A 20,301-nucleotide genomic window follows, 5' to 3' on the forward strand; every position below is an offset into this window, starting at 1 on the left:
CCCTATGTCTTCTCCACCGCGCCCGCGTACCGCCGCCGTCGTCCTGTGCCTGTTGTCCCTCGCGCTGTCCTCCGTGTCCGTGGCGGCCCCCGCGGCGAAGGCGCCCCCGACGTGGAAGGCCATCGACGCGCTCGTCGAGGACGACAAGGTCGAGTCCGCCGCGCAGGGGGCCGAGGCCCGGCTCGCCGCGGCGAAGGCCCGGGGTGACGCCGACGAGTGGACGCGCGCGCTGGTGCGCACGGTGCAGCTGCGCACGCGGCTGCACGGCTACGAGACGGCGGTGCGCTTCCTGCGCGAGCAGCCCTGGCCGGAGGGGCTGAGGCAGCAGGCCACGCTCCACCTGTTCTACGCGGCGGTGCTCGCGAACTATCAGCAGGCGTACAGCTACGAGATCGGCCAGCGCGAGCAGGTGGTGTCCTCCGGGCCGGTGGATCTGAAGGCGTGGACGAAGGATCAGCTTTCGGCGGAGATCCAGCGTACGTACGCCGCCGTCTGGGAGTCGCGGCAGAAGTTCGGCACCGAGCCGGTGAAGGGGCTGTCCGAGTACATCCAGCCCAACACGTATCCGGAGGGCATCCGCTCCACGGTGCGCGACGCGGTGACGTACCTGTGGGTGGACTCGCTGGACGACACGGACCTGTGGCGCCCGGAGCAGGAGCAGGGCGTGTACCGGCTGGACCTGGGCGCGCTCCTGGAGGGTACGCCGAAGGTGGAGCTGAAGGACCCTTCCGCGCACCCGCTGATGAAGGTGGCGGCGGTGCTGGGGGACCTGGAGGCGTGGCACCTGGCGGCGGGCCGGCGCGAGGCGGCGCTGGAGGCGCGGCTGCGGCGCTACGAAGTGCTGACGACGTCGTTCACCGACGCCGCGGATCAGCGGCGCATCCGGGAGCACCTGGCCGCGCACCTGAAGGGCTTCCGGGACGTGCCGTGGTGGTCCAAGGGCCAGAACCAGCTCGCGGAGCTGGAGGAGAAGGCGGGCCGCGCCATCACCGCGCATGCCCTGGCGAAGGCGGGCGCGGAGGCGTGGCCGAAGTCGGTGGGCGGCGTGCAGTGCGCGGCGCTGGTGGGCAGGCTGGAGGCGCCGGAGCTGTACGCGACCGGGATGCAGGTGGACGGGCCCGGCAAGCGCTCCATCCTGGTGGGCCACCGCAACGTGGGCACGGTGTACTTCCGGGCGTACGCGCTGGATGTGGAGGCACGGCTCGCGAAGCCCGGCGAGGACCTGTCGCTGTACCCCTCCACCGCGGAGATGCTCCGCATGGTGGCGTCGCGCAAGCCGGAGGCCTCGTGGAGCATGGCGCTGCCGCCCACGCCGGACTTCCAGCGTCACCAGACGTTCGTGACCCCACCGGCGCTCAAGGCGGGCGCGTACCTCATCGTCCTGTCCACGCGCGAGGACTTCGCGAAGAAGAACAGCCGCATCCTCTCCCTGCCGATGTCCGTGTCGCCCTGGGCGGTGACGGTGCGCAAGGCGAGCCCCAACCAGGCGGAGATCCACGTGGTGGACGGGGCCACGGGGGCTGCCGCTCCGAACGTGGAGGTGCGGTTGGTGAAGTCGGACTACGGCACCCGCCGCTTCACCACCGTCAGCCGCCGCACCGACGCGAACGGCGACCTGCTGCTCACGGGCAAGAACGCCGACCGCTACGAGGACATGGAGCTGGTGCTGGGCCGGGGCCGGGGCGTGATGTTGCTTCCGGGCTCGCTCTACCTGTCCCCCCTCCACGAGTGGGCCCCGCAGGACCAGACGCTCATCTACACGGACCGCTCCGTCTACCGGCCCCAGCAGAAGCTGCTGTGGAAGGTGGTCGCCTACCGTCCGGAGGAGGCGTCGAAGCGCTACCGCGTCCTGCCGGATTCGGCGGTGACGGTGTCGCTCGTGGACGCCAATGGCCAGGAGGTGGCGAAGCGCGAGGTGCGCACCAACACGTTCGGGTCGGCGGCGGGCGAGTTCGACCTTCCCGGGGGGAGGGCCCTGGGGCACTGGACGGTGCGCACGAGCCCCAGCGGCTACGCGGGCGTGCGCGTGGAGGAGTATAAGCGGCCCACCTTCGAGGTGACGCTGAAGGACGCGCCGGAGGCATTGCGGCTCAACCGCCGCGCGACGTTCAAGGGCGAGGCCCGCTACTACTTCGGCCTGCCGGTGACGCGCGGCGCGGTGAAGTGGCGCGTGTCGCGCGAGCCGGTGCTGCCGAGCTGGTGGTTCTGGGAGCGCATCCCGGCCACCACGGAGCTGGTGGCCTCCGGGACGGCCACCGTGGGCGAGGACGGCGGCTTCACGGTGGCGTTCACGCCGGAAGCGGACGAGCGGCTGGCGAAGGCCCAGGGCATGTCGTGGCGCTACCGCGTGGAGGCGGACCTGACGGACGAGGGCGGTGAGACCCGCTCCGCGAGCCGGGCCTTCCGCCTGGGCTTCGTGTCGGTGGAGGGCCGCGTGGACTCCGACGTGGGCTTCGTTCGCGAGGACTTCCCGTCGGAGGTGCGGCTCGTGCGCTCGAACCTGGATGGCGCGCCGCAGGCCGGACCGGGCCGCTGGCGGCTCATCGCCTTGAAGGCGCCGGGCCGTCCGCTGATGCCGTCGGAGGTTCCGGTGGAGCAGCCCAAGCCCCTGGACGCGGGCGCGCAGTCGGCCAGGGAGGTTTCGCCCACGCCGGGTGACGCGCGGAAGGGGCGCTGGGACACGGCCTATGACGTGGAGCAGACGCTGCGGCGCTGGGACGACGGCGCGGAGGTGGCGCAGGCGGCCGTGACGCATGGGGCGGACGGTGTCGCCACCGTGAAGCTGCCGGCGCTGCGCGCGGGGACGTACCGCCTGCGCTACGAGACGACGGACGCGTTTGGCCAGAAGGCCACCGCGCAGCGGGACTTCGTGGTCGCGGGGGCGCACGCCCCGGCGGGGTTGCCCGCGGTGCTGGCGGCGGAGCGCGCTTCCGTGCGCGTGGGTGAGGTGGCTCGGCTGATGGTGGCCTCCGGGTTCGAGGGCCAGCCGCTGGTGATGGACGTGTACCAGGGACGCAATCGCGTCGAGCACCGCCAGCTGACGGCGGGGCAGGGGCGCGCGGTGGTGGAGCTCCCGGTGACGGAGTCCCTGCGCGGCGGCTTCACGGTGGTGCTCTCGATGGTGCGCGACTGGCAGACGCTGAGCTTCCAGCAGACGGTGGCCGTGCCCTTCGATGACAAGGAGCTGAGCCTGGAGTTCGCCACGTTCCGCGACACGCTGCGGCCCGGCGCGAAGGAGACCTTCCGCGTGACGGTGAAGGGGCCGAAGGGCGCGAAGCTGGAGGCGGGGGCCGCGGAGCTGCTCGCGTACATGTACGATCAGTCGCTCAACGTCTTCGGACCGCACACGCCGCCGCAGGTGGCGCAGCTGTATCCGCAGCAGACGGTGTACGTGGACTTCCGGGCCTCCGGTGGCGTCTTCGGCGCGGACTGGCTCTTCGACGAGCTCATCCGCGGGGGACCCGCCGAGCCGGAGCTCCGCGACGACACGCTGAGGTTCGGCGACGGCTACGGGCTGGGCGGTCCGGGCTACCGCAACTACTACGGAGGCCGCCGCCTGCGCGCCATGAAGCCCGGGGCCGTCCAGCGGGAAGCTGACGCTTCACCGCCCCCGCCACCGCCGCCGTCGCCCGCGCCGTCCACCGCGGAGTCCGCGCCGAAGACCGGCCGGGTGCTGGAGCAGAAGCGGCGGGAGATCATCCAGATCATCAAGGGCGCTCCCGGCGCCCCGGAGCCGGGGGAGGGGCCGGAGGGGCCGCTGCGCTCCAACTTCGCGGAGACGGCGTTCTGGATTCCGCAGCTGCTCACCGGGCCGGACGGGGCGGCGGTGCTGGAGTTCACGGTGCCGGACTCGGTGACGGCATGGGACGTCTGGGTGCACGCGCTCACGCGGGACTTGCGCGGGGGCTCCACGCAGCGCGCCACCCGCAGCGTGAAGGAGCTGATGGTGCGCCCGTACCTGCCGCGCTTCCTGCGCGAGGGCGACCGCGCGGAGCTGGAGGTCGTGGTGAACAACGCGGGGACCCAGCCGCAGCAGGGCCAGCTCACGTTCGACATCGTGGATCCGGACACGCAGAAGAGCCTGCTCGCGGAGTTCGGCGTGAAGACGGCCGCGCAGGCCTTCACGGTGGCGGCGGGGAAGGGGACGAACCTGCGCTTCCCCATCACCACGCCCGCGCGGGTGGGGCCGGTGGCCTTCCGCGTGGTCGCGAAGACGGGCGCGTTCAGCGACGGCGAGCTGCGGCCCCTGCCGGTGCTGCCCGGCCGCATGCACCTGTCGCAGTCGCGCTTCGCCATGCTGAACAACCAGGACCGCCGGACGCTGACGTTCGAGGACCTGAAGAAGTCGGATGACCCCACGCGGGTGAACGAGCAGCTCGTCGTGACGGTGGACGCGCAGCTCTTCTACTCCGTGCTCCAGGCGCTGCCGTACCTGGTGGACTACCCCTATGAGTGCACGGAGCAGACGCTCAACCGCTTCGTGTCCACGGGCATCGTCTCCAGCCTCTTCAACAAGTATCCGGCGGTGGCGAAGGTGGCCAAGGACCTGAGCGAGCGCGGCACGCGCTTCGAGACCTTCGACGACGTGGACCCGAACCGGAAGATGACGCTGGAGGAGACGCCCTGGCTCAACGAGGCGAAGGGAGGAACTGGAAACGACGAGGCGCTCCTGCGCGTGCTGGATCCGAAGGTGGCCCAGGCCCAGCGCATTTCATCCCAGCAGAAGCTGCGCAAGGCGCAGAACGCGGACGGGGGCTTCCCCTGGTGGCCGGGCGGCCCGTCGTCGCCGTACATGACGCTCTACATCCTGCACGGCCTGTCGCGCGCCATGGAGCACGGGGTGGAGGTGCCGCCCAACATGACGGAGCCGGCGTGGGGCTACCTGGCGAAGCACTTCCGGGACGACTACGCGAACCGGCTGATGAAGAAGGACCTGGGCTGGGAGTTCCTCACGTTCCTCAACTTCGTGGCGTCTGCGTATCCGGACGCGCGCTACACGGGCGAGGCGCTCACGGCGGCCGAGCGGCAGCGCATGCTCGACTTCTCCTTCAAGCACTGGAAGCAGCACTCGCCGTACCTCAAGGGGTACCTGGCCCTCACGCTGAACCGGGCGAAGCGCGCGAAGGACGCGCAGAAGGTCTGGGACAGCGTGATGGACTCCGCGAAGACGACGCAGGACCTGGGCACGTACTGGGCGCCGGAGGACCGCGGCTGGCTCTGGTACAACGACTCCACGGAGACGCACGCCTTCGCGCTGCGCACGCTGTCGGAGCTGCGCCCGAAGGACCCCCGCCGCGCGGGCCTGGTGCAGTGGCTGCTCCTGGACAAGAAGGTGAACCACTGGAAGTCCACGCGCGCCACGGCGGAGGCGCTCTACGCGCTGGTGAACTACATGGAGGCGGAGGGCTCGCTGTCCGCGCGCGAGGAGCTGAAGGTGACGGTGGGCTCCAAGGCGGTGACCCTGAGCTTCTCGCCGGACGTGTACACGGGGAAGAAGAACCAGGTGGTCGTCCCCGGTCCGGAGGTGAACGCCGCCACGGCGACCACGGTGGTGGAGAAGACGACGCCGGGCTTCGCCATCGCGTCCGCCACGTGGCACTTCTCCACGGAGCAGCTGCCCAAGGAGGAGCGCGGTGACTTCTTCCAGGTGTCGCGCCGCTACTTCGTGCGCATCCGCGAAGGCAACCAGACGCTGCTGCGCCCGCTGTCCGACGGCGCGCGGCTGCGGCCCGGCGACGAGGTGGAGGTGCAGCTGTCGCTGCGCGCGAAGCACGCGGCGGAGTACGTGCACCTGAGGGACCCGCGCGCCGCGGGCCTGGAGCCGGAGAACGCGCGGTCCCGCCACAAGTGGGACCTGGGCATCGTCTGGTACGAGGAGACGCGCGACTCGGGGACGAACTTCTTCTTCGAGGCGCTGCCGGCCGGTGAGTACAACTTCAAGTACCGGCTGCGCGCGAACATGGCGGGCACCTTCCGCGTGGGCCCGGCGACGGTGCAGTCCATGTACGCGCCGGAGTTCACCGCGTACTCCACGGGCACGATGCTCACCGTGGACAAGGCCCAGTAGGCCTCAGCAGGGCAGGGGACCGGCGCTCCGTCGTGGCGCCGGTCCGCTACTCCGCGCAGGTGGCGGCTTCGTCGGTGGGGTGCAGCGTGGCGATGCCGTAGGTGCCGTTGCGCGTGCCGCACCAGATGCGCCAGTTGCCGCCACCCACGTCCGGCGCCGAGTACACGCCGCCTTCCTTCTTCGCCCCGCCGCGCGCACAGCAGCGCGCGAACGCCCGGGTGCCGATGGCGGCGATGGAGACCGCGTCCTGCGACGTCGAGAACCCGCCCGTGCGCTTCACGCCGCAGGACCACGGCGACAGCCCCTTGAAGCGGATGAGGTACTGCTCGCCGCGCACCGCGTCCTCACCCCGGACCGGGCCCTGGTAGCAGACCTTTCCCTCCGCCTCGAGCTGCGCGTAGCGGGGCAGGAAGTGGAGGCCGCCAATCGGGCCGCGCTGCCAGTCGTCCCCGCAGAAGACGTGCGTGAACGCGTTGCGCGGGCCGGTGCTCACCCACAGGCTCGTGAGCCATTCAATGTTTGCCTGCCGCGATCCCGGACGGCCCGCCGCGGACAGCGCGCGCTGCATCCGCGCGTCGTCGTAGTGCTTCGCGAAGAAGCGCTGCACGTCCCCGGCGCTCACGCTCGCGTCGGGGCGCGCGGGGCACAAATCCAACACCTCGCGGTCCATCGCGGACAGCGCCGGGGCCTTGGCGAAGAGGGGCGGTTGATCACACGTGCTCGCGCACGCCGCCGCGTCGCCCGGAGCCGCCGCGCGGCCCGCGGGGGCGCGCACCGCCACCGTCTCTTCATCAACCTCAGCGGCCTTGTCGGCCCGGGCCGCCTGCTGCTGGCGCGTGTTCTCATGGTCCGCGCGCACGAGCGCGTCCGTGTCCGGCGCCTTCTGGACGGCATCCGTGGGCGTGCCATCGCAGAGCACCCAGCCCTCGGCCTTGGGACCCTGGAGCTTGCACCACGCTCGGTCGGGGCCGCCCTTCTTCATGAGCGGATAGGACACGCCCGGCTGCACGGAGAAGACGACCTTGGCGGACTCGGGCTGGTCCACCGCGTCCACGGCCTCTTCGGTGACGAAGACGCCGCTCCCCGCGAGGGCGACGGGGGCAGTGGAGAGTGCCAGGAAGAAGCAGGCGAGCGACCCGGAGAGGCGCATGGTGCGCCCGACTCTAACAGGGGCGCCCGAAGCCCGCTGTTCCCCGGTTGCGCCCGGCGCCGCACCGCGAAATAAACGCGCCCGATATGAAACCGATGAATTTCCGAGGCCGCTGGGTGCTCATTACCGGCGCGTCGTCCGGCCTGGGGCTGGAGATGGCCCGCCTGCTCGCGAAGGAGCACGGCGCCCACATCATCGCCGTCGCCCGCCGCGAGGACCGGCTCACCGCGCTCAAGGCGGAGCTGGAGTCCGCGCACGGCGTGCAGGTGCTGCCCCTCTCCGCGGACCTCACCCGGCCCGGCGACGCCGCGCGCGTCTTCGAGACCGCCACGTCCGGCCGCACCGTCGACGGCGTCATCCTCAACGCGGGCGTCACCTACTTCGGCCACGCGCTGGAGCAGCCGCCCGAGTCCTTCGACGCGATGCTCGCCACCAACATCACCAGCGTGGTGCGCCTGTCGCAGCGCTTCGGGGCGCACTTCGCGAAGCAGGGCGGAGGCGGGGCGCTGATGCTCGTCGCCAGCACGGCGGGCTTCGCGCCGCTGCCGTACCAGACGGCCTACGCGGCCACGAAGTCGTTCGTCATCAGCTACGGACGCGGCCTGGCCTACGAGCTGCGCAAGGCGGGCGTGTCCGTCACCGTCTTCGCGCCCGGCGGCATCGCCACGGAGATGCTGTCGGTGTCCGGCCTGGACCGGAAGTTCAAGGCGGGCGACGTGGGCATCATGTCCGCGGAGGCGTGCGCGCGCATCGCCGTGGAGGCGTTCGTGCACCGCCGCGAGCTCTGCGTGCCCGGCGTCCTCAACCGCTTCCTCGCGACGCTGATGAAGCTGCTGCCCCACGGCTTCATGATGGGGCGCTCGGCCGCGCTGTACGAAGGCGCGCTGCCGAAGGAGCCGCCCGCGCCTTGAAGCAGGCCCGGGCGGCGTCCGCCGCGGCACGTCAGGACAGCTTCACCCGCGTGACCTTCAGCTTGCCCACCTGCACGGTGTACTCGCCGGCCCCCAGCTCCGCCTTGGGGTCGGTGACCTTCTCACCGTTCACCTTCACGCCGCCCTGGCCCATCATCTTGCGGGCCTCGGTGGCGGAGGCGACGAACTTCGTCTCCGGCAGCAGCTTCGTGACGAGCAGCTTCTCCGCGCCCGCGAGCGAAACCTCCACGAGCGGCAGGTCCTCCGTGGACAGCTCCTTCTTGGCGAAGCGCTTCTCGAAGTCCTCCGCCGCCTTGCGGCCGGCCTCCTCACCCTGGAAGCGCGCGGCCATCTCCTGCGCGAAGGCGACCTTCGCGGCCTTGGGGTGCGCCGCGCCGGACTTCGTCTGCTCCTCCAGCTCCAGCACCTGCTTGAGCGGCATGGCGGAGAGCAGCTTGTAGTACCGCCACATCAGGTCGTCCGTGATGCTCATCAACTTGCCGAAGATGTTGTCCGCCGGCTCGTCGATGCCCACGTAGTTGTCCAGGCTCTTGGACATCTTGGAGCCGGTGATGACGCCGTCCACCAGCTTCGCGTCCAGGCCCTCCAGGATGGGGCCGGTCATGATGACCTGCGGCTCCATGCCCTCTTCCTTCATCAGCTGCCGGCCGACGAGCAGGTTGAAGAGCTGATCCGTCGCGCCCAGCTCCACGTCCGCCTTCAGCGCCACGGAGTCGTAGCCCTGCAGGAGCGGGTAGAGGAACTCGTGGATGGCGATGGAGGTGTTCTCCCGGTAGCGCTTCTTGAAGTCGTCGCGCTCCAGCATGCGCTGCACGGAGTAGCGCGCCGCCAGGCGGATCATCCCCTCGGTGCCCAGCGCGTCGAGCCACTCCGAGTTGAACTTCACCACCGTCTTGTCCGGGTCCAGGACCTTGAAGACCTGCTGCTTGTACGTCTCCGAGTTGACCTTCACCTGCTCGCGGGTGAGGGGAGGCCGGGCCGCGTTCTTGCCGGACGGGTCCCCGATGAGCGCGGTGAAGTCACCGATGAGGAACACCACCGTGTGGCCGAACTCCTGGAAGCGCCGCATGCGCGTGAGCAGCAGCGTGTGGCCCAGGTGCAGGTCGGGACGGCTGGGGTCGAAGCCCGCCTTGATGACGAGCGGCTTGCCCTTGTCATACGAGCGCTGGAGCTTCTTCTTCAGGTCCTCCGGCACGTGCAAATCCACGGTGCCGCGAGTGACTTCTTCGAACTGCTCTTCGGGGGTCGCCTTGCGCAGTGCGTCCGGGTTCATGGCGCCGCGGACACTAGCCCAAAAAAGACGACGGGCAGGGCGGGACTTCCATGTCCGCCCCACCCGTGGCTGTCACCCCGCCTGTCCCGCGGCTCAGGTACCGGTCAGGTGTCCAGGAAGTCGAAGCTGCGGCACAGGCCGCGCAGCGTCTGGCTCTCCGTGACGATCTGATCCATGTCCACGTCGTCGCTCGTCGTGGGCAGCACCTGGACGATCTGGTCGTTGAAGGCCAGACCCACCCGGCGGCTGCGCGAGCTGGCCGCCTTGAGGGTGGCGTCGTAGTAGCCACCGCCGCGCCCCAGCCGCTTGCCGTCCGGGCTGAAGCCCAGACCGGGCACCACGAACAGGTCGATCTGATCCACCGCGATCAAATCCGAGGAGTTCGTGGGCTCCCGGACGCCCAGGCGCCCCGGCTCCAGCTCACTCTCCGACTTGATGGCCCGGAAGGCCAGGATGCGCCCGTGCACGTGGGACAGCGGGTAGCAGACGATCTTCTCGTCCTGCAGCGCCGCGATGAGGATGTCCCGGGTAGGCACCTCGCCCCGGATGGGGGCGTAGAGGGCTACCGTCCGCGCATTCTGATAGTAGGGCGATGCCAGGAATCGAGACTGGACCTTGAGGCCACGCTCGTCGATGAGGTCATTGGTCATCGCCTTGCGGCGCGCCGTCAGTTCCTCACGAAGCGTTACCTTCTTCTCCGCCGCCGCCGCCACCGTATCCGCCGCCGTCTCGCTCACCGCCGCCGCTCCAAAGAAAGAGTCCCCCGCCGAGCCGTGTGTCCAGCGTCCATTGAACCCTTAGAAGCCAGGTGGGGACCGAAATCATGTCACCGCAGGCTTCCCTCATCCCCGGTGAAGGGGGAGGGCTTGCACATGGCGACCGAAACGGACCCCGGAATGGACGTATCGGTTCGAATTTCTGCTGGGCATCACGCACCCCGCAGGGAACAGACCTTTACTGCTTCAAAGCTCGCTACAAGTCCTTAGAATCACTGGGAAATTCCCAGGGCGTTCTGGGAAAATGATAAGGATGGAGAAGCGTGCGGTCAAGCCGTCCTCGCGCGTTTACAAGCCGCCCCGTGGACTTCTATGATGCCCGGGTCCCCGACATGTCGCTCCCGACCCCAACATTGGCTCTCGCGGCGGTAGCCTGCCTCGCCTCCGGATTCGCCTGGGCGGGTCCGCAGATGAACAGTACCTACCAGGCGGATGCCTTCGGCCCCATCGAGTTGCGCTCGGACGGGGAGCACCTCGTCGGCACGGCGCCGGCCGGGGGGCCCTGCCAGCGCCCGGTCGCCGAGCAGATCCTGACGGGGGACTTCCAGGGCAACGTCTTCCTGGGGGAGCTCACGCTCTGTCAGACAGGGGACACCTGCACCCCGTCCCGCAGCTTCCCGGTGATGCTCGTCTACAACGTGGAGGAGCGGGCGCTGGGCGGCGTGGTGAAGCTGGAGGACAGCTGCGAGTCCCCGGCCCTGCCCAAGAACCGGATGCTGGTGCTCCGTGCGGCGGAGCAGGGGGCCGCGCTGACGCCGACGCTGTCGCCCGTGTCGGCGCAGGCTCCTGAGCAGCGTCAGGCGCAGGCTCCCGTGCCTCCTCCTCCGTCCGGTGGGGCCGCGCAGGTGGCCGCGCAGCGCCGGCTGGAGCCGGTGGACGTGGCGGCGACCCTGAAGCAGGGGCAGTCCCTGCTGGCCCAGAACCCCATCGCCGCTTCGCGGCAGTTCCAGCTGGTGCTGGCCCAGGAGAAGGAGAAGAACAACGCCTGGGCGCTGACAGGCATGGGCGTGTCGCACTTCCTGCTGAATCAGCAGCCGGAGGCGCTCAAGTACCTGGAGCAGGCGCGCAGCGTGGGCCCTGGACCGGCGCGGGCGGAGGCCTGGTTCTGGATGGCGTGCGTGAAGCGCGCGGCCCAGGAGCCTCGGGTGGCCCAGGAGGCGCTGCGGCGGGCGCTGACGGAAGGCTGGGCTCCGCCGGAGGGCAATGTGCTGGTGGAGCGCGAGCTCCAGCAGTTCGCCAAAGAGGGAACGGTGTACGAGGCGCAGTTGAAGCAGGCCCGTGGCCGCAAGCGGGTCCAGGGCCGTGATCCGCAAGGAGCTGGAAGCGCCAGCCCGTGAACGCGCCGACTCCCGTGTCGAAGCCCATCCGCGTCTTCGGCAACTACGAAATCCAATCGCTGCTGGGCAAGGGCGGCATGGCCGAGGTGTACCGCGCGCGCGTGCGCTCCGGTCCCTACGAAGGCTGGACGGTCGCGCTCAAGCGGCTGCTGCCCGCGCTCACCCGCGACCCGGCGTCGGTGGACCTCTTCCGCCGCGAGGCGCAGCTGTCGCGCCAGCTGGACCACCCGAACATCGTGAAGGTGCTGGACGCCGGGATGCTGGACGACGTGTCCTTCCTGGTGATGGACCTGGTGGACGGGCGCGACCTGGGCCACATCCTGCGCCGGTGCAAGGCGCGCGGGATTCCGCTCCCCGTCGACTTCGCGGTGTACCTGGCGAAGGTGCTGCTGGAGGCGCTCGCGTACGCGCACACCGCCACCGGCCCGGACGGCAAGCCGCTGGGCATCGTCCACTGCGACGTGTCCCCGTCCAACCTGTTCATCTCCCGCGTGGGGGAGATCAAGCTGGGCGACTTCGGCGTGTCGCGCGTGCTGGTGGACGGCAAGCTCCAGGGCGGCGAGGTGCTGGGCAAGCCGTACTACCTGTCTCCGGAGTCGCTGCAGGGCGCCGTCACGCCAGAGGCGGACCTGTGGGCCGCGAGCGTGGTGCTCTACGAGCTGCTCACGCTGGGCCGGCCCTTCGTGGGCTCGACGCCGGAAGAGGTCTTCGCGGGCATCCTGTCGCGCAAGTACCGGCTCCTGCGCTCGGTGCGTCCGGACATCCCGCAGGCGCTGGACGACGTGCTGGCGCGCGCGTTCGCGGAGAACCCCGAGGACCGCTTCGCGTCCGCGGAGGAGTACGCGAAGGCGCTGTCTCCGCACTTCGACGAGAACGTGGGGACGCCGCTGGCCATCGCGGCGGTGGTGCGCGGCCTGTTCGGCACCACGGACGAGATGCCCGCGTACCGGGGCTCTCCGCCCAACGGCCCTTCTGACGACAACGGGTAGCCGGGCGGGCAGGGCCCTGACGCCCGGGCTCCCAGCCGGTGGAGCCCGCTGCGGCGCCTGCCCTGGATGATGACCTTTCCTCCCGCGAACATGCACCGGGAGGAGTCCATGGCGACCGAGCGAAAGCAGCAGCAGCCCGAGCAGGAGCAGCCCACCCGCGAGACGCGGCACGGCGACGAGCGGCTCCCGCCCAAGCCCGATGAGGCCAAGGAGGGCATCCCCGGCTACGGCCAGCCCGACCCGGAGGTCCGCGAGAAGAACCTGCCCGACCAGAAGTGGTGACCTGCCCCCGAGGCCTGCTTCAAGGCGCGGGCCTCAGCCTCCGAGGGCTCGCACCCGGGGCACATGCGTGCACAGCGCGTCCACGACGCGAGAGACCTCCGCGCCGGTGGTGCTGGGGCCCAGGCTGAAGCGCAGGCTTGAGCGCGCCTCGGCGGGGGAGAGGCCCATGGCGCGCAGCACGTGGGACGGGGACAGCGTACCGGAGGCGCAGGCCGCTCCCGACGACACGCGGATGTCCTCCAGGTCCAGCGCCATCAGCAGCGCCTCCCCCTCCACGCCCTCGAAGCGCAGGTTGCTGGTGTTGGGCACCCGGGGCGCGCCAGCGCCGTTCACCGTCACCCCGGGAAGCCGCTGGAGCACCTGCTGTTCGAAGGTGTCTCGCAGGGCCGCGACCCTCGCGGCGGTGCTGGATTGCTCCGCGGCGGCCAGCTCCAGGGCCAGGGCCAGGGCCTCCGCGTAGGGCACGTTCTGCGTGCCTCCGCGCCGGCCTCCCTCCTGGTGTCCGGGCGTCAGCGCCCGCACGTCCACGCCCTTGCGCACCACGAGCACGCCCACGCCCTGGGGGCCCCCGAACTTGTGCGCGGAGAGGGAGAGCAGGTCCGCGTCCACTTCGCGCAAGGTGAGCGGCACCTTGCCCGCGGCCTGCACGGCGTCCGTGTGGAAGAGGATGCCTCGCTGACGGCATGCGCGCGCGGTCTCCGCCACCGGCTGCAGCACGCCCGTCTCGTTGTTGGCCCACATCAGCGAACACAGCGCGGTGTCCGGCGTGAGCGCCTCCAGCACGGCCTCCAGCGGCACCCGGCCGTTGGAATCAGGCGCCAGCCGCACCACCTGGGCGCCGTCCTTCTCCAGCTGCGTGAGCGCGCCCAGCGCTGACGGGTGCTCCACCGTGGTGGACACCACGCGGCGGCGGTCCTTCACTGGGCGGGCCGCGTACGCTCCCACCAGCGCGAGCGCGTCCGCCTCGCTGCCTGACGCGGTGAAGGTGAGCTCCTTCGGCTCACAGCCCAGGACGCGCGCCACCTTCGCTCGCGCCGCGTCCAGCCGGGCCCGGGCCTCGCGCCCGCCACCGTGCACGCTGGACGCGTTGCCGAAGCCGCCCTCCGTGAAGGCCCTCGCGAGCAGCGCGCCCACCTCCGCGCGCACCGGCGCGGCGGCGTTGTGGTCCCAGTAGATCACGTGTCCTGCGCGGACAGCAGCGACTTCGGCCGCTCCTCGGAGACACCGAAGGCTTCGAGGAAGCGAGACACGACCTCGCGCTTGAGCGCCTTGCGCTTGCTCGCGCTGCCGGACAGGGGCAGCCGCGCGCCCGCCATGCTGCCGTGGCCGCCGGACGAACCGCCCAGGTCCTCGCACAGCTCGCGGATGAGGCGCCCCGCGTTCATGCGCCGGTCCTTCACGCGCAGGCTCAAGAAGAGCTGGTTGCGGTACGTCCCGTAGGCCAGGGACCACTTCATCCCTTCCAGGTACATCATCCGCTCCGCGACCTCCGCCACCAGGTCCGGGGAGTAGACCTCCTCCAGGTCGGTGATGATGGCGGTGCCGTAGACCTTGGCCTTCTCGATGGACGTGTGGAACAGCTGGAAGAAGCGCGCCGGCAGCTCCGGGTGCTCAATCTGTCCCAGCAGCTGCTTGTCACAGCGGGGGAACAGCCACAGGTAGCTGTCCACGTCCGTCTGGGTCGTCTCACGGCCCAGGTCCCGCGTGTCCGCCTTGATGCCGTAGAAGAGCGCGGTGGCGATTTCGACGGACGGCTCCAGCCGGGCGGCCCGCAGGTACTCCGCCAGCATGGTGGAGGTGGCGCCGAAGTCGCCGCCCACGTCCGCGAAGGGGGCCAGCAGGCTCTCCTCGCGCAGCGGGTGGTGGTCCACCACCAGGTCCGCGCGGTAGCGCGCCGGCAGCGAGTGGTTGCGCACCGGCGGCTGCGTGTCCACCAGGCCGAAGAGGTCGTACTGGCTGAAGTCGATCTGCGACACGTGCGACACCGGCAGCCGGAGCACGCGCACGAAGGCGACGTTCTCCGCCCGGCCGATGATGCCGCCGTAGCCCACGTGGGCCTCGATGCCGGCCTTGCGCTCCAGCAGATGGGCGAGCGACACCGCCGCCGCCATGGAGTCCGGGTCCGGGTTGTCGTGCGTGAGGATGAGCGCCCGGCGGTGACCCTTGGCCACCTGGAGCAGGCGGGCCAGCTTGTCGGCGGCGGGCAGCTTCGCCAACCGCGCTGGCGGAGGCTCCGTGAGCTCGCTCCCGGCAGGCAGCTGGGCGCGGCGGCTTTGGAGGGACGGGGTGACGGGCATGGGAACTCTTCTTTTACTTCCTCCGGCACGGGGATTCGAGAAGTCGGATGTCCTCCCCATGACGTTCCAGGGGTGTTTCCAACACCCCAATGGTGTCGACGTGCCGCGCGTTCTTCACGCCACGGCGGAGGACGGGCGGGACGCTTGCCCCCTCGCCAGTCCTCCGGGGGCACGCCGCCCCGGGCCGCGCTACTCCACCGTCTTGTACTTGCGGCCGAGGTCGCGGAAGTACTTCACGCCGTTGTCCAGCGAGTTCTCCATCGCGTCCATCAGCACCGTGCGGAACGTGGCCACGGGCGCGCGGAAGGACTCGTAGTAGCGCTGCCGGTCGATGGAGTGGATGACCGCGGGCATGTAGCCGTTGCGCAGCAGGATGAGGTTGCTGCACATGCGCCCCACCTTCCCGCTGTGCTCGGTGAAGGGGAAGATCTGCAGGAACTCGTGCTGCACCACCGCCGCCTGTTTGATGGGGTGGAACTCGCGGAACTCCGCGCTGGCGGTGTGGTCCACGAGCTTCTCCAGCCGGGCCTGGATCTTCGCGGGCTGGGTGATGTCGTGGAAGTAGGTGCGGTGCAGGGGCATGTCCTTGCGCAGCCCCGCGCGGTCGCGCTCCTTGGCCAGCTCCTTCTCCGTGCGCTCGCGGCGCTCCATGCGCGCACGCTCGGCCAGGGCTTCCGGCGTGTTGCCCAGGAAGAGGTCGTGCATCCGCTTGATGGTGGTGAGCGTGAGCGCGGACTGCTTCTTCGCGCCCGCGGCCTCCTCGCGGATGAAGTCCGCCACCGCCTTGTGGTTGCGGATCTCCAGCACCACCGGGATCATGGAGGCTTCCGCCGCCGTGCGCTCCGGGAAGAGCGCGGCCATCAGCTCCTGGTGCGTGTACACGACGCCTTCGAGCGCGGCGTCGTGGTAGATCCACGACATCTCGAAGCGGTCGAGGTACTCACGCGCTGGCGGCTTGCCCTTGTAGATCTCAAGGTACTCGCGCAGCTGCTCGTTCTTCTCGTCGATGTCCTGGTAGCGTTCCTTCACGGACTGCGGCTCCTTCTCGCTCCGGCCCGCCCCGGGCGCTGGTTCTCAGAGGCTGCGCCGGGAGGTACAACGGCACGCGGAGTCTAGAAATTCCGCGCGGTTGGAACAAATAAAACCCGACTAGAGATTCACCAGGAACACCTCGCACGCCTGGTCCAGCAGGTCTTTTGAAAGGGCTGGCGGGATTTGCCGGTATCGGGCGGCGTCCCGGATGAGCGACACGAGGTCGCGGGGGTGGCAGGAGCGCATCTCCATGCTGCGCGGCTTGTAGTAGTGCTCCACCAGGTAGGTGATGGCCTGGTCCACGTAGGGGATGCCCGCCGCCTCGCACACCCGGCGGAAGATCTCCCGGTAGGACTCCTCATCCGGGTTGCCCACTTCGATCTTGTACTTGATGCGCCGCAGGAAGGCCTCGTCCACCAGCTCCTTGGGGTCCAGGTTGGTGGAGAAGACGAGCAGCTGATCGAACGGAATCTCGAACTTCTTGCCGGTGTGCAGGGTGAGGAAGTCCACCCGCTTCTCCAGGGGGACGATCCACCGGTTGAGCAGGTCCGTGGGGTGGACCTTCTGGCGGCCGAAGTCGTCGATGAGGAGCATGCCGCCGTTGGCCTTCACCTGGAACGGCGCCTCGTAGAAGCGGGTGCTCTCCGAGTAGATGAGATCCAACGTCTCCAGCGTCAGCTCGCCGCCCACCACCACCGCGGGGCGCCGGCAGAGCGACCAGCGCTTGTCCATTTCGAAGGTCTGCCGGCGGCCGTTGGCGTCGCGGCCCACCTCCAGCGACACGGGCGTGTGGATGATGCGGTCGAAGACCTTGATGATCTGGTTGTCGATTTCCAGGCAGTGCGGGACGAACACCTCGCCGCCGAACATGTGGGAAATCGCCTCCGCCAGGCTCGTCTTGCCGTTGCCCGGCGGGCCGTAGAGGAAGAGCGAGCGGCCGGAGTTCACGGCCGGGCCCAGCTTGTCCATCAGCTCCGCGGAGACGGTGAGGTGGCCCAGGGCGGAGACCAGGTCCTCCTGGCCCACGACGGGCGTCTCCTCCGTCTGGCTGCTGATGAGGGCGTTGTACTGTTCAATCGGGACGGGGGCGGGGCCCACGTAGGTGGAGCGGGTGAGGGCGTCACGCGCGTACTCGCGGCCCTTCTCCGTGAGGGCGAACTCCACGGACGCGCGGCCAAAGCCCTTGCCGCCGCGCAGGTCCACGAGCTTCTCCGCGGCGAGGAAGTCCACCACGTGCTCCACCACGCCGGACCAGGGCAGGCACATGCTTTCGGCGATGGCCACGCCCGTCCCGGTGCCGGCGTAGTAGAGGAACTTGAGGCCCAGGTCCGCGAGCAGACCCATCCTCAGTCCCGTGTCCTCCAGCGACTTCGGCTCACCCGGAGCGATGTCGAGGACGGACGGGTTCTCCAGCTTGAAGGGATTGTCTTCGTACGCGTAGCCGGCGGGAGGCATCGGGTACGGGTTCTACCCGATTCCCCCGTCCGCCGGGACTTCACGTCCACGGACTGTCCGTCAAACGTAGGTCAGCCAGTCCGCATAGCGGGCTTCCTGGCCCCGCACGACGCGGAAGTACATGTCCTGGACGAACTTGCTGATGGGGCCGGGCTTGCCGTCGCCAATCTGGCGGTTGTCCACCTCGCGCACGGGGGTGATCTCCGCGGCGGTGCCGGTGAAGAAGACCTCGTTGGCGATGTAGAGGGCGTCACGGGTGACGGTGACCTCCTCGATGGTGGTGTGGCCGGCGTCCTTCAGCAGCTTGAGCACCGTGTCGCGGGTGATGCCGTCCAGCACGGGGGAGGAGAGGGGCGGCGTCTTGATGACGCCCTTCTTGTTCACCATGAAGATGTTCTCGCCCGAGGCCTCCGCGACGAAGCCGCTGATGTCCAGGAGGATGGCCTCGTCGTAGCCGGCCATCACCGCCTCGCGCTTGGCGAGGATGGAGTTCACGTACTGGCCGGTGATCTTCCCGCGCACCATGTTCACGTTCACGTGGTTGCGCGTGAAGGAGCTGACCTTGGCGCGGATGCCTTCCTTGATGCCCTTGTCGCCAAGGTACGCGCCCCAATCCCAGGCGGTGATGCCCACGCGGGTGGGGTTCACCGCGCCCAGGCCCATGGCGCCGTCGCCCATGAAGGCCACCGGGCGCAGGTAGGCGCCGTTGGCGAACTGCTGCTTCTGCTTGCGCAGCAGGTCCACCGTGGCCTCGATCAGCTCATCCTCGCTGTAGGGAATCTGCAGCATGATGATGTGCGCGGAGTCGAGCAGGCGGCGGATGTGCTCGCGCAGCCGGAAGACGGCGAGCCGGCCATCATGGGTCTTGTAGGCGCGGATGCCCTCGAAGACGCCCAGGCCGTAGTGGAGGGCGTGCGTCATCACGTGCACGTTGCCCTCGTCCCATTTCATCAGCTTCCCATCGAGCCAGATGTGTTCGGCGCGCAGCACGGTGGATGAGGTCGAGCTCATCGGGGTGTTCCTCTCGGGCTAGGGGTGGGACAGCTGAGGAACTTGTACCCAGGCACACCGGGAGCGCAAAGCGTGAAACGCCAACGATCGCCTGTCCGGTGTCCTTTATCCGCGGCGCTCTGCGTCAGGCCTGCGCGATGGTGGGCAGGTTGGCGCGGGCCTTCTCGATGTCGCCTTCGTATTTGAGGACGAGGTTGAGCGTGGCGGCGACGACGTCCGCGCTGAGCGCTTCCGCGTTGAGCAGCGCCAGGCTCTGCGCCCAGTCCAGCGTCTCGCTGATGGACGGGGCCTTCTTCAAGTCCAGCGCGCGGATGGCGGCGACGGCCTCCACCACCTGCTCGGCCAGCACCTGGGGGACCTCCGGCAGGCGCGAGCGGACGATTCTCAGCTCGCGCTCGCGGTCCGGGAAGTCGATGTGCAGGTGCAGGCAGCGGCGCTTGAGCGCGTCCGACAGCTCGCGGGCGTTGTTGCTGGTGAGGATGACGCGCGGGACATGCTTCGCCTTGATGGTCCCCAGCTCCGGCACCGTGACAGCGTTGTCAGAGAGGACCTCCAGGAGGAAGGCCTCGAACTCCGGATCCGCCTTGTCGATTTCGTCCACCAGCAGCAGCGCGGGCGTGTCCGACAGCTGGGCCTGGAGGATGGGGCGGGGGAGGAGGAAGCGCTCGGAGAAGAACACCGCGTCGCCGGACGCGAGCCGGTCCGCGGCCTCCGCCAGCGTGGCCGTGCCCTGCGTCAGCTCGCCAATCTTGTCCTTGAGCAGCTGCGTGTAGAGCAGCTGCTTGGCGTACTCCCACTCGTAGAGGGCCTTGGCCTCGTCCAGGCCCTCGTAGCACTGGAGGCGGAGGAAGGTCCGGTCCAGCGCCTGCGCCAGGGCCTTGGCCAGCTCCGTCTTGCCCACGCCGGCCGGGCCCTCCACCAGGATGGGCTTGCCCATGCGGTCCGCCAGGAACACCGCCGTGGCGATTTCAGGAGACGACAGGTAGCCCACCGCCTCCAGGCGACGCGCCGCGTCCTCCACGCTGGTGAACGAGCGGATCTCCGAAGTCAGTCGAGGGGGGCTCACGCCCGTCAACTTAACCGACGGTTTCCCGCCGACTGCGGCAAAAATGCCAGGGTTGTGGGGGCGCCGTCCGCACTCTTGAGGACCGTGGGAGCTGTAAACCTGCGGAATCAGAGTGCGTAACTATTTTCGCACCGCGGGCATGCACCGTGCATCTATGCGGGCGTATCTCAGGACGACGAGGTCGCGGGTCATGTGGGCGTGGCTGAAGCTGGCGATGGCGGTGTTGGTGGTGGTGATGCCGGGGGGCTTTCCCCTCGTGCTGGCGTACATCGCGACGCGGACGTTGCTGGAGCGCTGGCGGGTGGCCCAGGCGCAGGCCCGGGAAGAAGGCCGTCCGGTGTCGGTGGTGCGGGACGTGGTGGGCGCGCTGCACTTCCGGGACCTCATCCGTGAGGCACGGGCGGCCACGGCGCTGTAACCGGCCGGCGTAGGACCGTCTTGAGATGGACGAAGGGCCCGGCACTCCACGGAGTGCGCGGGCCCTTGTCGTTTCCGCGGGGGGTGACGGCTACTTGTCGAGCTCGTCGACGAGCGCCGTCCAGTCGTCCTCCCCACCGGCTTCGGGGGCGGTGGGCAGCTGCATCACCATGGTGCGCTCCGGGGCCTCCTCGTCCACGGGGACGGGGACGGGGGT

Annotated in this window: 15 protein-coding genes and 1 other RNA gene; 6 read left to right on the forward strand and 10 right to left on the reverse strand. The window is 69.6% G+C overall.

Annotated elements, in window-relative coordinates:
• Window positions 1-4 precede the first annotated feature (4 nt).
• Window positions 5-6,067 (forward strand): alpha-2-macroglobulin, encoded by a 6,063-nt coding sequence (locus D7W82_RS15065; RefSeq protein WP_120619026.1) that lies wholly within the window; start codon window positions 5-7, stop codon window positions 6,065-6,067.
• 46 nt (window positions 6,068-6,113) lie between these two features.
• Here the strand turns inward: D7W82_RS15065 and D7W82_RS15070 are convergent, their stop codons facing one another.
• The gene (locus D7W82_RS15070; RefSeq protein WP_120619027.1) at window positions 6,114-7,217 is read right to left on the reverse strand and encodes an EndoU domain-containing protein; all 1,104 of its coding nucleotides are present in this window, start codon (window positions 7,215-7,217) and stop codon (window positions 6,114-6,116) included.
• An 86-nt stretch (window positions 7,218-7,303) separates the two neighbouring features.
• On the opposite strand from D7W82_RS15070, the gene D7W82_RS15075 reads away from it, so the two are divergent.
• Window positions 7,304-8,128: an SDR family oxidoreductase gene (locus D7W82_RS15075; protein ID WP_120619028.1), complete on the forward strand. Its 825-nt coding sequence runs from the start codon at window positions 7,304-7,306 to the stop codon at window positions 8,126-8,128.
• 31 nt (window positions 8,129-8,159) lie between these two features.
• On the opposite strand, the gene tyrS is transcribed toward D7W82_RS15075, so the two are convergent.
• The 3 genes from tyrS to ssrS form a co-directional block, all read right to left on the reverse strand.
• Window positions 8,160-9,422, reverse strand: coding sequence for a tyrosine--tRNA ligase (gene tyrS, locus D7W82_RS15080; protein ID WP_120565964.1), 1,263 nt, complete (start codon window positions 9,420-9,422; stop codon window positions 8,160-8,162).
• Between the two features lie 104 nt (window positions 9,423-9,526).
• Complete coding sequence (locus D7W82_RS15085) at window positions 9,527-10,159, reverse strand: 5-formyltetrahydrofolate cyclo-ligase (protein ID WP_171424632.1); 633 nt, start codon at window positions 10,157-10,159, stop codon at window positions 9,527-9,529.
• Between the two features lie 19 nt (window positions 10,160-10,178).
• A non-coding RNA gene (ssrS, locus tag D7W82_RS15090) (6S RNA) lies at window positions 10,179-10,371 on the reverse strand.
• Between the two features lie 237 nt (window positions 10,372-10,608).
• On the opposite strand from ssrS, the gene D7W82_RS15095 reads away from it, so the two are divergent.
• The 3 genes from D7W82_RS15095 (at window position 10,609) to D7W82_RS40955 (ending at window position 12,806) form a co-directional block, all read left to right on the forward strand.
• Window positions 10,609-11,535: a hypothetical protein gene (locus D7W82_RS15095; protein WP_120619029.1), complete on the forward strand. Its 927-nt coding sequence runs from the start codon at window positions 10,609-10,611 to the stop codon at window positions 11,533-11,535.
• Complete coding sequence (locus tag D7W82_RS15100) at window positions 11,532-12,524, forward strand: serine/threonine-protein kinase (RefSeq protein ID WP_120619030.1); 993 nt, start codon at window positions 11,532-11,534, stop codon at window positions 12,522-12,524. The genes D7W82_RS15095 and D7W82_RS15100 overlap by 4 nt, the downstream gene beginning before the upstream one ends.
• A 108-nt stretch (window positions 12,525-12,632) precedes the next feature.
• Entirely contained in the window at window positions 12,633-12,806 is a 174-nt protein-coding gene (locus D7W82_RS40955) for a hypothetical protein (protein WP_199727758.1), read from the forward strand.
• Window positions 12,807-12,839: 33 nt separating this feature from the next.
• Here the strand turns inward: D7W82_RS40955 and D7W82_RS15110 are convergent, their stop codons facing one another.
• From D7W82_RS15110 to D7W82_RS15140, 6 genes are all read right to left on the reverse strand, one after another.
• The gene (locus D7W82_RS15110) at window positions 12,840-13,985 is read right to left on the reverse strand and encodes a cysteine desulfurase family protein (protein ID WP_120619032.1); all 1,146 of its coding nucleotides are present in this window, start codon (window positions 13,983-13,985) and stop codon (window positions 12,840-12,842) included.
• Complete coding sequence (locus tag D7W82_RS15115; RefSeq protein WP_120619033.1) at window positions 13,982-15,103, reverse strand: bifunctional oligoribonuclease/PAP phosphatase NrnA; 1,122 nt, start codon at window positions 15,101-15,103, stop codon at window positions 13,982-13,984. Before D7W82_RS15115 ends, D7W82_RS15110 begins: the two co-directional genes overlap by 4 nt.
• Before the next feature lie 189 nt (window positions 15,104-15,292).
• A complete protein-coding gene (locus D7W82_RS15125) occupies window positions 15,293-16,132 on the reverse strand; it encodes a Fic family protein (RefSeq protein WP_014397865.1) in 840 nt (279 codons plus the stop codon).
• A gap of 120 nt (window positions 16,133-16,252) precedes the next feature.
• The gene (locus D7W82_RS15130; RefSeq protein ID WP_120619034.1) at window positions 16,253-17,590 is read right to left on the reverse strand and encodes an AAA family ATPase; all 1,338 of its coding nucleotides are present in this window, start codon (window positions 17,588-17,590) and stop codon (window positions 16,253-16,255) included.
• A 60-nt stretch (window positions 17,591-17,650) separates the two neighbouring features.
• Window positions 17,651-18,601, reverse strand: coding sequence for a branched-chain amino acid transaminase (locus tag D7W82_RS15135; RefSeq protein ID WP_120619035.1), 951 nt, complete (start codon window positions 18,599-18,601; stop codon window positions 17,651-17,653).
• A 124-nt stretch (window positions 18,602-18,725) separates the two neighbouring features.
• Window positions 18,726-19,667: a MoxR family ATPase gene (locus D7W82_RS15140; RefSeq protein WP_120619037.1), complete on the reverse strand. Its 942-nt coding sequence runs from the start codon at window positions 19,665-19,667 to the stop codon at window positions 18,726-18,728.
• Window positions 19,668-19,857: 190 nt separating this feature from the next.
• Between D7W82_RS15140 and D7W82_RS15145 the strand changes: the two genes are divergently transcribed.
• Window positions 19,858-20,085: a hypothetical protein gene (locus tag D7W82_RS15145; protein WP_014397861.1), complete on the forward strand. Its 228-nt coding sequence runs from the start codon at window positions 19,858-19,860 to the stop codon at window positions 20,083-20,085.
• The last annotated feature ends 216 nt before the right edge of the window (window positions 20,086-20,301 follow it).

The sequence above is a fragment of the Corallococcus sp. CA049B genome (assembly GCF_003611685.1).
In the GTDB taxonomy this organism is placed as follows: domain Bacteria; phylum Myxococcota; class Myxococcia; order Myxococcales; family Myxococcaceae; genus Corallococcus; species Corallococcus coralloides.

Bases quoted from the DNA above. Each gene is read 5' to 3' on its own strand.
- D7W82_RS15115 (WP_120619033.1), bottom strand. From the start codon at position 15,103: ATGCCCGTCACCCCGTCCCTCCAAAGCCGCCGCGCCCAGCTGCCTGCC.
- D7W82_RS15075 (WP_120619028.1), top strand. From the start codon at position 7,304: ATGAAACCGATGAATTTCCGAGGCCGCTGGGTGCTCATTACCGGCGCG.
- D7W82_RS40955 (WP_199727758.1), top strand. From the start codon at position 12,633: ATGGCGACCGAGCGAAAGCAGCAGCAGCCCGAGCAGGAGCAGCCCACC.
- D7W82_RS15145 (WP_014397861.1), top strand. From the start codon at position 19,858: ATGTGGGCGTGGCTGAAGCTGGCGATGGCGGTGTTGGTGGTGGTGATG.
- D7W82_RS15135 (WP_120619035.1), bottom strand. From the start codon at position 18,601: ATGAGCTCGACCTCATCCACCGTGCTGCGCGCCGAACACATCTGGCTC.
- D7W82_RS15130 (WP_120619034.1), bottom strand. From the start codon at position 17,590: ATGCCTCCCGCCGGCTACGCGTACGAAGACAATCCCTTCAAGCTGGAG.
- D7W82_RS15095 (WP_120619029.1), top strand. From the start codon at position 10,609: ATGAACAGTACCTACCAGGCGGATGCCTTCGGCCCCATCGAGTTGCGC.
- D7W82_RS15070 (WP_120619027.1), bottom strand. From the start codon at position 7,217: ATGCGCCTCTCCGGGTCGCTCGCCTGCTTCTTCCTGGCACTCTCCACT.
- D7W82_RS15065 (WP_120619026.1), top strand. From the start codon at position 5: ATGTCTTCTCCACCGCGCCCGCGTACCGCCGCCGTCGTCCTGTGCCTG.
- tyrS (WP_120565964.1), bottom strand. From the start codon at position 9,422: ATGAACCCGGACGCACTGCGCAAGGCGACCCCCGAAGAGCAGTTCGAA.